Annotated in this window: 13 protein-coding genes; 5 read left to right on the plus strand and 8 right to left on the minus strand. The window is 40.9% G+C overall.

The genetic code is table 11. The annotated features are described in order from the left end of the window. Positions 1-131 precede the first annotated feature (131 nt). Together AC4CU2_RS06390 and AC4CU2_RS06395 are read right to left on the minus strand one after the other, a co-directional pair. Complete coding sequence (locus tag AC4CU2_RS06390) at positions 132-1496, minus strand: amino acid permease (RefSeq protein WP_490768469.1); 1365 nt, start codon at positions 1494-1496, stop codon at positions 132-134. A gap of 216 nt (positions 1497-1712) precedes the next feature. Then, complete coding sequence (locus AC4CU2_RS06395; RefSeq protein WP_490768470.1) at positions 1713-2570, minus strand: alpha/beta hydrolase family protein; 858 nt, start codon at positions 2568-2570, stop codon at positions 1713-1715. Positions 2571-2693: 123 nt separating this feature from the next. Here AC4CU2_RS06395 and AC4CU2_RS06400 point away from each other — a divergent pair, with 123 nt between their 5' ends. Continuing rightward, positions 2694-3152 carry a hypothetical protein gene (locus AC4CU2_RS06400; protein WP_078424894.1) on the plus strand — a complete coding sequence of 153 codons (459 nt, stop codon included), beginning with the start codon at positions 2694-2696 and terminating at the stop codon, positions 3150-3152. 68 nt (positions 3153-3220) lie between these two features. On the opposite strand, the gene AC4CU2_RS06405 is transcribed toward AC4CU2_RS06400, so the two are convergent. Both AC4CU2_RS06405 and brnQ read right to left on the minus strand, forming a co-directional pair. Beyond that, positions 3221-3457: a hypothetical protein gene (locus tag AC4CU2_RS06405; protein WP_004696541.1), complete on the minus strand. Its 237-nt coding sequence runs from the start codon at positions 3455-3457 to the stop codon at positions 3221-3223. A gap of 493 nt (positions 3458-3950) precedes the next feature. Further along, positions 3951-5237, minus strand: coding sequence for a branched-chain amino acid transport system II carrier protein (gene brnQ, locus AC4CU2_RS06410; protein WP_279687394.1), 1287 nt, complete (start codon positions 5235-5237; stop codon positions 3951-3953). Between the two features lie 351 nt (positions 5238-5588). Between brnQ and map the strand changes: the two genes are divergently transcribed. Then, positions 5589-6383, plus strand: coding sequence for a type I methionyl aminopeptidase (gene map, locus AC4CU2_RS06415; RefSeq protein ID WP_005400725.1), 795 nt, complete (start codon positions 5589-5591; stop codon positions 6381-6383). Positions 6384-6685: 302 nt separating this feature from the next. On the opposite strand, the gene AC4CU2_RS06420 is transcribed toward map, so the two are convergent. Together AC4CU2_RS06420 and AC4CU2_RS06425 are read right to left on the minus strand one after the other, a co-directional pair. After that, positions 6686-7594 carry a LysR family transcriptional regulator gene (locus tag AC4CU2_RS06420; RefSeq protein ID WP_490768471.1) on the minus strand — a complete coding sequence of 303 codons (909 nt, stop codon included), beginning with the start codon at positions 7592-7594 and terminating at the stop codon, positions 6686-6688. 111 nt (positions 7595-7705) lie between these two features. Beyond that, a complete protein-coding gene (locus tag AC4CU2_RS06425; RefSeq protein WP_490768472.1) occupies positions 7706-8137 on the minus strand; it encodes a phosphohydrolase in 432 nt (143 codons plus the stop codon). A gap of 62 nt (positions 8138-8199) precedes the next feature. On the opposite strand from AC4CU2_RS06425, the gene AC4CU2_RS06430 reads away from it, so the two are divergent. After that, positions 8200-8526: a hypothetical protein gene (locus AC4CU2_RS06430; RefSeq protein WP_058951729.1), complete on the plus strand. Its 327-nt coding sequence runs from the start codon at positions 8200-8202 to the stop codon at positions 8524-8526. Between the two features lie 41 nt (positions 8527-8567). On the opposite strand, the gene glnG is transcribed toward AC4CU2_RS06430, so the two are convergent. Both glnG and glnL read right to left on the minus strand, forming a co-directional pair. Further along, positions 8568-10049: a nitrogen regulation protein NR(I) gene (gene glnG / locus AC4CU2_RS06435; protein ID WP_004696552.1), complete on the minus strand. Its 1482-nt coding sequence runs from the start codon at positions 10047-10049 to the stop codon at positions 8568-8570. After that, on the minus strand, positions 10036-11145 hold the full coding sequence (gene glnL / locus AC4CU2_RS06440) for a nitrogen regulation protein NR(II) (protein WP_004696555.1): 1110 nt from the start codon (positions 11143-11145) through the stop codon (positions 10036-10038). The genes glnG and glnL overlap by 14 nt, the downstream gene beginning before the upstream one ends. A 351-nt stretch (positions 11146-11496) precedes the next feature. Between glnL and rimO the strand changes: the two genes are divergently transcribed. Beyond that, the gene (gene rimO, locus AC4CU2_RS06445) at positions 11497-12840 is read left to right on the plus strand and encodes a 30S ribosomal protein S12 methylthiotransferase RimO (protein WP_490768473.1); all 1344 of its coding nucleotides are present in this window, start codon (positions 11497-11499) and stop codon (positions 12838-12840) included. 43 nt (positions 12841-12883) lie between these two features. After that, the gene (gene pyrH, locus AC4CU2_RS06450; RefSeq protein WP_004696558.1) at positions 12884-13612 is read left to right on the plus strand and encodes a UMP kinase; all 729 of its coding nucleotides are present in this window, start codon (positions 12884-12886) and stop codon (positions 13610-13612) included. The last annotated feature ends 36 nt before the right edge of the window (positions 13613-13648 follow it).

The following is a 13648-nucleotide window of genomic DNA, read 5'->3' on the forward strand; positions in this document are numbered from 1 at the left end:
GAGAAACACTCTGCATCGGTCATGACTACAATAAAGTGATTCAATCAAAGTCATTTGGGAAATTGACTTTGATTTGCAAACAGCGTCTTTAAAGGGAAGGGTGCCTTTTAACGGCGCTGTTTGCTGACTTATTATTGTATTTTTTGCGTTTTTGATCTTTGTTTAAACCAATAAGTTAGGGTTAAGCAGCCAATCCAAAGTGGAATCAGCATCACTGCAATTCGCATATCAGGTGTGAGCCACATCACCACTAAAATACCAAGCATAAATACAATACAGATATAGTTGCTGATAGGGTAAATCAAAGTTGGAAACAAGGTTGATTTTTGCAATGCCAGCATACGTTGCTTGAATTTTAAATGGGTCAACGCCAACATCATCCAGTTAATCACAATGGCTGAAACTACAAGACTCATCAGTAGTTTAAAGGCTTTTTCTGGGAAGATATAATTCAAGACGACGCACAGTAAGGTCACCAATGCAGAGCATAAAATGGCTGCATAAGGGATGCCACGCTGGTTAATTTTCTTTAAAAATTGTGGAGCATTGCCTTGTTCTGCCAGACCTAGCAGCATACGACTCGTGCCATAGCTGGTACCGTTATACACCGATATAGCTGCGGTTAAGACCACAAAATTCAGTACAGTTGCAACGCCTTGACTACCTAAGGAGTCAAATATCAAAACAAAAGGACTACCGCCTTCTGCGATTTGATTCCATGGAAACAATGAGAGCAGAACGATGATCGTAAGCACATAAAACAGTAACACACGGTAGACAATTTGATTGACTGCTTTAGGAATAGTTGTGGTCGGATTTTTAGTTTCCGCAGCTGCTATACCAACGAGTTCAATACCGCCAAAGGAAAACATAATGATGGCCATCGCCATGATTAAGCCAGAAATGCCATTGGGAAAGAAACCGCCTAGAGCCCAGAGGTTGGAAATAGAGGCATGTGCACCACCGTGACCACTTGCCAGTAACCAAGCGCCATATCCAATCATGCCAATGATTGCGAGAATTTTAATCATGGAGAATAAAAATTCTGTTTCACCAAAGACTTTGACATGTAACAGATTGATGGCATTGATCAGTACAAAGAAACCAAGTGCTGAAATCCATGTGGGAATTTCAGGCCACCAATACTGGACATAGAGGCCTATGGCACTTAGTTCCGCCATGCAGACCAAGATATTGAGTACCCAATAGTTCCAACCCGACATAAAGCCCGCAAAAGGGCTCCAAAACTTATAGGCAAAATAACTAAAAGAGCCACTTACTGGTTCTTCAACCACCATTTCACCCAACTGGCGTATCATGAAAAATGCAATTAAGCCCGCCAGTGCGTAGCCTAAAATAACAGAAGGGCCCGCCAGTTTAATGGTTTGCGAAATGCCTAAAAATAGGCCTGTACCAATAGAGCCGCCTAAAGCAATCAGCTGAATATGGCGGTTGCTCAGCCCATGCTTAAGCTGGGGTTGCTGTTGTGCAGACATGATTCATCCATCTCTAGCACATGCGATAGACATCACATGAACTATGACTTAATAAAAATTCGTGGTGGAAATATAATATTTATTTATCGATTAATGAAATTAAATTTATCAATAGCGTTGGTTTTTATCTGAAAGCTACAATTTTGCGGTGAAAATAAAGCCAGTCAAGTAAGTGCTGCTTGAACTGGCGACAGGCTTGGCTTGATATGTGCCGCCTTAAGATGAAAGCTGTGCTGCAATTTCAGGCCATAAGTTTTGATGGGAACGCTTAAACATTGCCATATGACCAATGGCTTTGTGGCCATATGCCTGTGGTTTGAGTTCAATTTGATCTGTTTGTGCATTTGGGTAAAGGCTGAGTAGGCCTTTGACATTCACTTGCGTGGCAATTTCATCATCCGATGCCCAAATGGCTGTGATTGGACAGCGAATATCACGGTGGAAGTCATCTTGTACTGTTTTGCCTAGGGCATTAATTACATAACCCGGTTTGCTGCAAAACTGTGCCCAATCACGTGCTACATCTTTGGGTAGGTTTTCGCCCATGCCAATCGCATTGGTCGGTCCGTAACCTAAGGTATAACGTGCAATAGGAAAGATCAGTTTAAACATCACAGGAGCCAAGAGTTTGGTACGACCTTTCAAATCTTTTACGTGTCCGGTTGAGCCTGCAACAGCAACGACTTTTGCGACTTTTTCATAGTTTGGGTTAATACCTAACAGTTGCCCGCCTGCACTATGACCTAGCAAAATCACTTGTTTCGCTTGGGTCTTATTCAATAATACCTCCATCGCCGCTGGGATATCTAATTGCCCCCATTGCACGATACTGGCTTTCGACTTTTTCAGTGGTTCATGCAGAGACTCACCAATACCGCGAAAGTCAAAAACCAAAACGGCATAGCCTTGTTCTGCAAGCCATGATGCAAAATGGTGGTAAAACTGCTGGGTAATACCTGTGGCAGGGCAGATTAAAACAGGTAGGGCTTGTTGTGTACCTTGGGCTGCATAAAAGCGTCCACTGAGTGAATAATGGTCAGAGCAGGTAATAGCTAAAGTTTCGTAATTTTGCATAATCGGTTAAGCATAGAATTTTTTTCTACTCTACCTAAGTTCCAAAAAGAAACTTGTCTAATCTATGACTTTGAAGTCAAGTAGATCTGTATAGAATAGGGTGAAAATAAAAAAGGAAAACACATGCAGTTTGTTGAATTAGATATGTCGGTAAAATTTGCACTTTTGTTTAGTGGGATTTTTCTGTTTGTTGGGATGCTGACAGGGGTATGGAAATATGCGCAAATTCGCCATTCACCACAGTTTCGTGCGCATTATTATGTTGATATCGCACACCGAAGCAGTTTGTTATATGCACCTGCAAGTTTAATTATTGCGGTAATGGCCGCAATTTCAGTCTGGCCTGAACCTGTGAATATGCTGTTTGTGGGAATCAATTTATTCTTTTTTAGCTTCTCTATACTGAGCTATATTGTGCATGGGGTATTGCAAGACACCAATAACCAATTTCGTAGTCCGCATGTTTTAGGCAAATGGACTTTACCCAAATCAATCATGTTGATGGCAATGATGGCATTGGTTGTGGGGGAAATTGTGGCGACGTTGGGTTTGTTGTGGGGAATGTTTTTAGGTTTATTTTAAGTTGTTCTTATAGTTTTTTTAATTTTTATACTTTTACAAAGGTGGATGATTAATCATCCACCTGTTTGCTAGTCAATTGACTGTGTGGCCTTTCGGAATTTTTGATCGACGACTGCCCATAAATAAAAGGCAAATGATACGACGATAGCGTAAGCAAAATATTCAGCTTTAAGGTTACCTTGAATTAAGCCATGCATGATCATAATGACCATCAGGGCAATGGTGGTACTTAAATACGTCACCATATTCTTGTTTGCCTTCAGAGCGTTAATGAAGACTTGCTTGTTGAAATGTAATGATAACATCTCCATCCCTCCTTGAGTTTTTGACTAAAAACCAATGTGTTTAGTCGGATTAGTTCTTAATGTTGTACTGCTAAAACTTGCGTTGATCAAGAGCAAAAACAACTATTTTTCAGAGAAATTATGCTATACCAATCAGAAAATATGTATGTAGCATTTTTTTAGTGAATAAATAGTATTTCGTTACGGTATAAGAGGACAAATAAATGATGCATGTAAGCTTATACATAGATTGTATAAAGCAATATTGATGCCATGAATGGCTTGCTAGGACAGGCTTTAAAGAATTTTTTATTTTCTAATATTAAATTTATAAGAGATATGAAGGTGTTGATATACGACTTTAGCGGTGTATATAAAATGTGTCAGTATGTACAAAACCTGATGTAGAAAGAAATGAAACAATATGTGTCCATTTGGATAAAATGTGACAAATATTGATCATGCTTAAAATCAGGTTTGGGTAAAACCAGACTTTAACAACATCAGTTTTTGCTTACTTTTTCACTTTGTCGATTACAATGGCAATTACAAAAACCACTAATGATGGAATAAGCCATGCAAGGTTTTGTTCTGCAAGAGGTAAGTGAGTCAGCGCATAAGGCAGTTCAAAGTTTGCAACTTTTAAACCGTCTAGAATACCAAAGACCAAAGACACTGCTGTAACAGGTGCAATCACTCGGCGAGGATGATTAAAGAATTTCCAGCCAAAGCTCAGCATAATCACCACAATTGCAGGTGGATAAATTGCACTTAAAACAGGCACAGAAAAGGCGATGAGTTTGGTTAAACCTAAGTTTGAAATAATGAAAGAGAAACCAATCAGAATGAAGACCCAAACTTTATAGCCAATTTTAGTGATTGAACTAAAATATTCAGCACAAGCACAGGTCAGGCCAATGGCAGTGACCATACACGCAATAAAAATCATGGCAGAAAGGAAGATAGAACCTAAGTCACCAAATGCATGTTGAACATATGCATGCAGGATCACTGCACCATTGCTCGCATTTGCTGCGACTTCATGGCTTCCAAGGCCAAGTTTAAATAAGCTGAGATAAACTACAGTTAAACCAATACCAGAAATGATACTCGCAATAACCGCATAACGTGTAATCAGTTTAGGATTGCTTACACCGCGTGAACGAATGGCTTGAATAATCACAATACCAAAAACCAAAGCACCTAAAGTGTCCATGGTTAAATAACCATTTACAAAACCTTCAGAAACAGGGCTGTCGATATAATTGTTGATGGCTGGCGGAACGAAACCCGTTGGAATCATCATCGCCGCAATGCCAAGGATAGTCAAAGATAAAATCTTTAGTGGTGAGAGTACATAGCCAACCGTGTCTAAAATCTTGTTTGGATACAGTGAAATGAGGGTGACTACACTAAAGTAGATTGCACTGTAGATCAGCAAGCTGCTGCTTGATGTTCCAAGATAAGATGAAAAACCAATTTCATAAGAAACGGTTGCAGTACGTGGTGTCGCAAAGAGTGGTCCGACAGTTAGGTAACACGTAATGGTTAAAATGAGACTGGCTATTTTACCCAAAGGTGAACTTAAAATTTGAATCGAACCTTCGACACGTGACAGCGCAATAATGGTGATTACAGGTAAGCCTACAGCAGTGATTAAGAAACCAAAAGCTGCTAGCCATACATGCTCACCCGCTTGTTGAGCCACAATCGGTGGAAAGATAATGTTGCCCGCACCAATGAAGAGTGCGAAAGTCATAAAACCCAAAGCAACAATATCCCGAGTACGCAGACTTGTCATAAAAGGGAGATCGAGTTGAACAAAGGGGGACGATTTTAGTGCATATGTGTTTTTTTGGCTAATTTATTTCATGGGTGGTATTAAATTTTTTTATAAGATGAAAAGTGAATATATCAACTTGTAAAAAATAGGTTGATATATGTGATTGATTATCCATTTTAAAATACAAAAATTATAAATATTAAAAGCTTGAGGCACTGTTTTTCTTAAATTAAAAGTCGTAGTGCAAATGCTTTAAAATTACACAAATTTTTTAAAGGTTGGTTGTTGGAGGCTACCCTAAGATTTAAGTTTGAACAAAAATATTGAGAAAAGGTCTATACTTGCGACTTCATAATTGAGGATATTTCAATGCGTGGCTTAAATGTGAGCATAAAAACTGAACAAGATGTAGAAAAACTTCGTATATCTGGTCGTTTGGCTGCCGAAGTTTTAGCGATGATTGGTGAGCATGTAAAGCCAGGTGTCACGACTGAATATCTGGATGATATCTGTCATGACTTCATTGTAAATACCTTAAAAGTGACGCCTGCCAATATTGGTTATCATGGCTATACTAAAACTACCTGTATTTCTCCAAATGAAGTGGTCTGTCACGGTATTCCATCGCCGAATGTTGTACTCAAAGATGGCGATATTATTAATATTGATGTGGCGATTATTAAAGATGGCTACTTTGGTGATACCAGTCGTATGTACTATGTCGGTACAGTGAAACCGGAAGCCAAAAAGCTAGTCGATACGACTTATGAGGCGATGGTTGCAGGTATTCATGCTGTGAAACAAGGTGCAACGCTTGGTGATATTGGTTATGCCATCCAGACAGTTGCGCACCGTGAAGGTTATAGTGTGGTACGCGAGTATTGTGGTCATGGTATAGGCAAGGTTTATCACGAACAGCCAAGCGTATTGCACTATGGTCAACCAGGTAAGGGGATGCAGCTTAAAGCGGGCATGGTGTTCACGATTGAACCGATGATTAATATGGGCAAAGCACATGTCAAAGAGCTCAAGGACGGTTGGACAGTCGTGACTGCAGATAAGTCTTTAACTGCGCAGTGGGAGCATATGGTACTCGTGACTGAAACCGGTTTTGAGTTACTATCACCTTGGCCTGAAGGTACGGGCAGTTATCCAGAAATTTAAGTTGATGTTTTGTCGTTGATTAAATTTTAGACTTTGGTCTAGCTTTGTGGCCTAAAAGCTAAATTAAGTCTTAAAAGCAATCACTGATATTTCTGAACCCCTTTATTTATCGCATTTTTTCTATTTTTTGATTAAAACTTATACATGTAAGCTATTGGTCTAGACTTCATTTTGACACTAAAATTGTTTCTAAGATACTCGCTGTAGTTTCTTATTTTGTAAGTTCATGAGCTTATCCACCTCGGTTAAGCTCTTTTTTTTGTCTCATGGATTGGCTCAGTGTCATTGAGCATATGTAGGGTTTAAAGTGATTTATTTGAGCTAAGGTGTTCAATTAAATAGTCAATAAACACACGGACAGCAGGCAATAAACCACGACGTGAAGGATACACAGCATGAAAAATACCGTGTGGTGCTTTCCAGACGGGCAGGACACGAACCAGCTCACCAATTTTCACCATATCTTGTACGATGCTGTCTGGAAGTAGGGCAATGCCGCAGTTTTTACGCACCAGTTGAGCCAACATGCTCAAATCAGAGCCCATCACCACAGGGTTGACGCGTATTTTTTTTTGTTGCTGTGCATCATTATGCACGATGATATGTTGATCTAAATGCTCATCAACCATACTCAGTATATGATGTTGACTTAAATCTTCAGGTTGTTTCAGTTCGCCAAATTCATTCAAGTAGGCTTGGCTGGCAAATAAATGCTGCTCGATATTTTCAAATTTACGAATCACCAAACTTGGATCATCGTCTAGATTGGAGCGAACCCGCAGCGCGATATCGAAACCTTCGTTGATAATATCCACACGGCGATTGGTCACCATCATTTGTACTTTAATTTCGGGATAGGTTTTTAAGAAGCTTGGTAAAATGCGTGCAATTTCGTTTTGTGCAATTGATACAGGTAGGCTGAGTTTAATTACACCACGAGGTTGTAAACTGAGATGATCGACCAAGTCGTGTGCGGCTTGTGCAGCATTCATCATCACTTGCGCATGACGGTAAATATTCATACCAATATCGGTCACTGCGAAATGGCGAGAGCTGCGTTGAATCAGGCGTACACCCAAGCGCTCTTCGAGGTTATACACGCGTCGACTGAGCTTGGATTTGGGAATATCTGTTGCGCGTTCGGCTGCGCTAAAACCACCATGTTCAACCACTTGAGCAAAACAATAAAAATCATCTAAATCGCTTAACATTCACGATGTCCATTTGTGCAACGATAGGCTTAATTAAAAAGTGATCGTTGCATTTTGTCAATTTTGAAATTGTAGAGATTTAATTGAAAATACTTAGTTATTTTAAGGGTTTCACTGAGTTTTCGCTTGTTTGAGTATTTCAAGCACCACTTTATATTCTTCAAGTCGTGCAAAGTCGTGTGCTGTTGGATTGTTTATGCGCGTAAGGTTCATATTATCGAGTACATCAACATATTTCACTTGGGTTGCAAGAGGGTTTAATGCAGTGCGCTTAGCCGCTTCCAAACGTGATTCACCTGTTTGTTTGGTCAGTGCTTGTATGGATTGAATGATCTCGGCACTAAAGCAAAGCGCTTTTAAGTCTTCAGCAGTCGTTGCGGTGTCTTCCAAAATGTCATGCAACACGGCAATGATTTGTAGGGTGGGATTGGAAAATTGCAACATGAGGCGTAATGGATGCAAGATGTAAGGTTGTCCGCCCTTATCGAGTTGCCCTGCATGTTGGGTTGCAGCCAGTGCAATGGCTTTTTCTAAAGTCGACATGATTATTCTAGGTACTTTATCCTATGCTAAACTTCGCAGCATCTTTGTTTAAAAACTAAATTATGACTTATCAATTGATCCCACTAGACTGTGAAGCGACAGATCCCGTAGCGTGCCCACACTGCCAACAACAGGTAATTGATTGGTCTCATGAACAATACGTTCAGCCTTGTGAACATACCTTATTTATTGCGATGGACATTGGCTTTGAATATATCACAGATGAATTTGAAGCGACTATGCAGCGCAGTGTTGATGATCTCCACGCACATGATGATCAAGTCATTATGTTTGAAGAGTTAACTCAAGCCAGTTACCCAAAATTTATCATGTTAAAAGCACCACTTGGTGTTGAAGGCTATTCACGCTATTTAGGCTTTACAGCTTAATAAATAAAAGCGCCATTGCGGCGCTTTTATTTGAATCTGCCTTAGTTTTCTAAAGCTTCTTCTTCACTTTCATCATCTGCGGTATCCATACCTAGCTCTTTGAGTTTACGCGTAAGGGTGTTGCGCCCCCAACCGAGTAACTCAGCCGCATGCCGTTTACGGCCACGGGTTTGTTGCAGCGCAGCAATGATCAATGTACGTTCGAACATTGGGGTTGCGATATCGAGAATTTTCATCTCGCCATTTTTCAGCTTTTGCACAGCCCATTGACCTAATAACTCGTCCCAATGGTGGACTGCAATGCGATCTAAGTTTTGCGCGGCTTGCGCATCTTCACCTGAGCGGGTAATTGGAATTTGCTTCAGCTCTGATGGTAAGTCTTCAGGATAAACTTCGCGTCCTGTAATCATGACCGTTAACCAGCGGCAGGTGTTCTCAAGTTGACGTACGTTTCCTTGCCAAGGCAGCTGTTGCATATATTCTTGCGTTTCAGGGCGAAGGATTTTAGGGCTGACGCCTAATTCTTTGCCTGCACGTGCCAAGAAGTGTTGCGCTAACATTGGGATGTCTTCGCTACGATGCGCCAGTTTTGGAATGTGAATGCGAATCACGTTCAGACGGTGGTATAAGTCTTCACGGAAGCGACCATCATGTACTAATTTTTCTAAGTCTTGGTGCGTTGCCGCGACAATACGTACATCTACTTTTACTGGGATATGCCCACCGACGCGATAGAACTCGCCATCAGCAAGCACACGCAGTAAACGTGTTTGGGTTTCAAACGGCATATCGCCAATTTCGTCTAAAAACAGTGTTCCGCCATTGGCTTGTTCAAAGCGACCTTGGCGTTGGGTATTTGCCCCTGTAAAGGCACCTTTCTCATGACCAAAAAGCTCTGTTTCAATCAGGTCTTTGGGAATTGCGGCCATGTTGAGTGCAATAAAAGGTTTACTGCTCCGTGGTGAGTGGCGGTGTAAAGCATGCGCAACCAACTCTTTACCTGTGCCAGATTCACCATTAATTAACACTGTAATGTGCGATTGAGACAAACGACCAATCGCGCGGAAGACTTCCTGCATAGCAGGAGACTCGCCAATGATTTCGGTCGATTGAATCGGTGGTACCGTTTTTGCCGATTCTTGCTGCTGCATTTTGGTGATGTGCAAAATCGCACGATTCACTAAAGCTAAGGCTTCATCAATATCAAAAGGCTTGGGTAAATACTCAAATGCGCCTGTTTGATAACTTGAAACAGCAGACTCTAGGTCAGAGTGAGCCGTCATGATAATGACAGGTAGATCAGGATAGTTGGCTTTAACTTTCGCTAAAAAAGTTAAGCCATCTATGCCGGGCATACGAATATCGGTCAAGATCACATCGGGTGCATCTAAACTGAGCTGGTCTAAAGCAGATTGAGCTTCTTCAAAACTTGTGACGTCGAAACCTTCTTCTTTGAATGTTTTTTCCAGCACCCAGCGCATGGCGCGATCGTCATCAATTACCCATATTTTATTTCGCGACATGGTTTAACTCCCAAGGTATATATAAGCTAAAAGTTGTTTTTCCGGGAACAGATTGGCATTCAATCATTCCGTTATGTTGATGCATAATATTTTGCGCAATACTTAAACCTAGTCCTGTGCCTTTAGCACGACCCGTGACCAGCGGGTAAAACACAGATTCTAAAATTTCTTCTGGAACGCCTGGACCATTGTCTTCGATATCAATCCGCACTACGGAGCGTTGCAGGACACCATTAATGGTCACTAAACGTTGAATACGGGTACGTAACATTAGCTCAGGTTGATGGTCGACAAAGAACTCTTTATTTTCAGTCATGGCTTGCACTGCATTAACGCTAATGTTCAACATGACTTGGATCAGTTGATCACGATCAGCCATCACTTCAGGTAACGACAAATCATAATCACGGGTGATCTTAATTTTCTTTTTGGTTTGATTGGTAATGAGTGAGCGGACACGCTCTAAAGGTTCATGTACATTGACCAACTCATAACTTGGGAGCTGACGAGAACCAAGCATGGTGTCTGCTAAATTACGTAAGCGATCGACTTCACTGATAATAATGTCGGTGAACTCGCTATATTGCGGATCATTGAGGCTACGCGCTAACAGTTGTGTAGCGCCGCGAATTCCGCCCAACGGATTTTTAATTTCATGTGCAACACCACGAATCAGTTGGCGTGCAACCTGATGTTGTTGTAAGAAGTTTTCTTCCTTGGAAATTTTGAGCATCCGATCAATCGGATTGATCTCAATTAAAAGCAAAGGATGGTAGGGTTTATTTGAATTTAGCTGTGACACGGTATAGTCAACATGAATATCTTTAAAGTTGACCTTTATAATGGCTTCACGACGGGTGTAGTGTTGTCCCGAGTTTAAAGTATTGAGAAGTGCTTCTTCTGTATTGAACTCATCATTGGGTGCATGGAGTAAATTAAGCGCAGGTTGGCCAGAGGCACGTAAAAGACTGATATCAAATAATGCTTCGCAAGAGGAATTTAAGTAAAAAATATTTAATTTACTGTCGACCAATAGAATCGCAGTGGTCAAATTGTCCACTAAAAGGCGATAGTCGATAGAAATAGGGTGATCCATTAGCGAATGTATCCTGTATTAAAATAGCGCAATGGCATCTTGATAAAGCATTAACCGTTCCAAATAGCGGACTGAATTGATGCAAATAAAGCAAAATGCACGCCAACTTTGATTTTGTATAGTGAAATGAGCACACTTTTTTTGCGGAATGCGCTGTAAATGAACGATTAGCTAAAGATATAGCGGATTCTAAAAATCAAGTAAACTGAAAGTGACTTAAAATGGTGCGTTATATTAATTCTACTACAGTGTTGGTTTTATTTTGGTGCATTAAACAAAGAGTGTGGAATCGATCTGTTTTTATAAACAGAAAAGACATACAATACGCGCATTCTAGTGGAGCGCAGATTCATGAAATCCCCCAAAGTCGGTTTTGTTTCTTTAGGTTGTCCTAAGGCATTGGTTGATTCCGAACGAATTTTAACTCAGTTGAAGACTGAAGGTTATGATGTAGCATCAGATTATGATGGTGCGGATTTAGTTGTTGTAAATACCTGTGGTTTTATTGAATCTGCAGTGCAAGAGTCTTTAGATGCCATTGGCGAAGCCATGAGTGCGAACGGTCGTGTAATCGTTACGGGCTGCCTAGGTAAAGACGAAGACAAAATTCGCCAAATGCACCCAAATGTCTTAAAAGTGACAGGGGCGGCTGCATATCAAGAAGTGATGGAAGCTGTGCACCAATACGTGCCTGAGCCACCAAAACACAACCCATTTATTGACCTTGTTCCAGAACAAGGGATTCGTTTAACGCCGAAGCATTATGCGTACTTAAAAATCTCAGAAGGGTGCAACCATCGTTGTACCTTCTGCATTATTCCAAGTATGCGTGGTGACTTAGTGTCTCGCCCAGTCGGTTCTGTTTTAGAAGAAGCGGCTGCGCTTAAACGTGCCGGTGTAAAAGAAGTACTCGTTATCTCCCAAGATACTTCTGCTTACGGCCTCGATACCAAATACAAATTAGATTTTTGGAATGGTCAACCTGTTAAGACGAAGTTCTATGACATGTGTGAGGCCTTAGGTCAACTGGGTATTTGGGTGCGTTTGCACTATGTCTATCCATATCCACATGTGGATGCAGTGATTGACTTGATGGCACAAGGCAAAATTTTGCCTTATTTGGATATTCCATTCCAACATGCAAGTCCAAAAGTTTTAAAATTAATGAAACGACCTGCACATAGTGAAAATACACTTGAGCGTTTAAAGCTGTGGCGTGAAAAATGTCCTGACTTAGTGATTCGTTCAACCTTCGTTGTGGGTTTCCCAGGCGAAACTGAAGAAGATTTTGAGATCTTGCTTGAGTGGTTGAAAGAAGCACAACTTGATCGCGTAGGCTGCTTCACCTATTCACCTGTTGAAGGTGCGACAGCAAACGACTTGCCAAATCACGTGCCTGAAGAGATTAAGCAACAGCGTTATGAACGCTTTATGGAGGTGCAACAGACGATTTCTGCTGCAAAACTTCAAAAGCGTGTTGGTCAGAAAATGACGGTGCTGGTTGATGAGCTGGATGAGGAATTCCCAGTTGCGATTGCACGTTCATACGCAGATGCTCCTGAAATTGATGGCAATGTCTTTGTGGAAGATATTGATAAAAGCCAGATTAAATCAGGCGATTTGTTAGAAGTCGAAATTACCGATGCAGATGAATATGATCTGTATGCACAGTTGATTTCGATTAAATCGAATTAAGACACAAATAAAATTTTAAAATTTAGATATTGGAGTTATTGCGATGTTGGATTCTAAAAAACCACGTTTTGAACGCATCTTACTGAAACTTTCTGGCGAAGCATTGGCTGGAAATAAAGATATGGGTATTGATGCTCAAGTACTTGATCAAATGTCTTTGGCCATTGCGCACTTAGTGGGTTTGGGTGTGCAAGTCGGGATCGTTGTGGGTGGTGGTAACTTATATCGCGGTAGTCAATTGCAAAAAGATGGTTTGGTTGGTCGTGTAACGGGTGACCAAATGGGTATGCTTGCAACCGTAATGAATGGTCTAGCATTACGTGATGCTTTGGTACGTCGTAATATCAAAACGCGTTTGATGTCAGCATTGCCAATTGGTGCTGTAGTTGAATCATACTCAAGCCGTGATGCCATTCGTCATCTAACACAAGGTGAAGTTTGTGTGTTTGTCGCAGGTACAGGTAACCCATTCTTTACCACAGATACAGCAGCATGCTTACGTGGTATCGAGATTGAAGCCAACCTGATCCTAAAAGCAACGAAAGTTGATGGTGTCTACAACAAAGACCCAAGCAAATATGATGATGCTGTTAAATATGACACATTAACTTTTGACCAAGTGTTAGATGAGAAATTGGGTGTGATGGATTTAACAGCGATTTGCTTGTGTCGTGACCACAATGTGCCGCTTCAAGTCTTTGACATGAATAAAGCAGGCTCATTGCTTTCAGTGGTTATGGGTGAAAAAGAGGGTACTCACGTAACGAACTAATGTACGTGACCTCGAAAGCTCTTTATACTACACGCT

Source organism: Acinetobacter sp. 797_lipA (assembly GCF_058243025.1).

What these genes read in the sequence shown, in the direction of transcription:
- AC4CU2_RS06390 (WP_490768469.1), bottom strand. Translation starts at nt 1,496, where the DNA reads ATGTCTGCACAACAGCAACCCCAGCTTAAGCATGGGCTGAGCAACCGC.
- AC4CU2_RS06395 (WP_490768470.1), bottom strand. Translation starts at nt 2,570, where the DNA reads ATGCAAAATTACGAAACTTTAGCTATTACCTGCTCTGACCATTATTCA.
- AC4CU2_RS06400 (WP_078424894.1), top strand. Translation starts at nt 2,694, where the DNA reads ATGCAGTTTGTTGAATTAGATATGTCGGTAAAATTTGCACTTTTGTTT.
- AC4CU2_RS06405 (WP_004696541.1), bottom strand. Translation starts at nt 3,457, where the DNA reads ATGTTATCATTACATTTCAACAAGCAAGTCTTCATTAACGCTCTGAAG.
- brnQ (WP_279687394.1), bottom strand. Translation starts at nt 5,237, where the DNA reads ATGACAAGTCTGCGTACTCGGGATATTGTTGCTTTGGGTTTTATGACT.
- map (WP_005400725.1), top strand. Translation starts at nt 5,589, where the DNA reads ATGCGTGGCTTAAATGTGAGCATAAAAACTGAACAAGATGTAGAAAAA.
- AC4CU2_RS06420 (WP_490768471.1), bottom strand. Translation starts at nt 7,594, where the DNA reads ATGTTAAGCGATTTAGATGATTTTTATTGTTTTGCTCAAGTGGTTGAA.
- AC4CU2_RS06425 (WP_490768472.1), bottom strand. Translation starts at nt 8,137, where the DNA reads ATGTCGACTTTAGAAAAAGCCATTGCACTGGCTGCAACCCAACATGCA.
- AC4CU2_RS06430 (WP_058951729.1), top strand. Translation starts at nt 8,200, where the DNA reads ATGACTTATCAATTGATCCCACTAGACTGTGAAGCGACAGATCCCGTA.
- glnG (WP_004696552.1), bottom strand. Translation starts at nt 10,049, where the DNA reads ATGTCGCGAAATAAAATATGGGTAATTGATGACGATCGCGCCATGCGC.
- glnL (WP_004696555.1), bottom strand. Translation starts at nt 11,145, where the DNA reads ATGGATCACCCTATTTCTATCGACTATCGCCTTTTAGTGGACAATTTG.
- rimO (WP_490768473.1), top strand. Translation starts at nt 11,497, where the DNA reads ATGAAATCCCCCAAAGTCGGTTTTGTTTCTTTAGGTTGTCCTAAGGCA.
- pyrH (WP_004696558.1), top strand. Translation starts at nt 12,884, where the DNA reads ATGTTGGATTCTAAAAAACCACGTTTTGAACGCATCTTACTGAAACTT.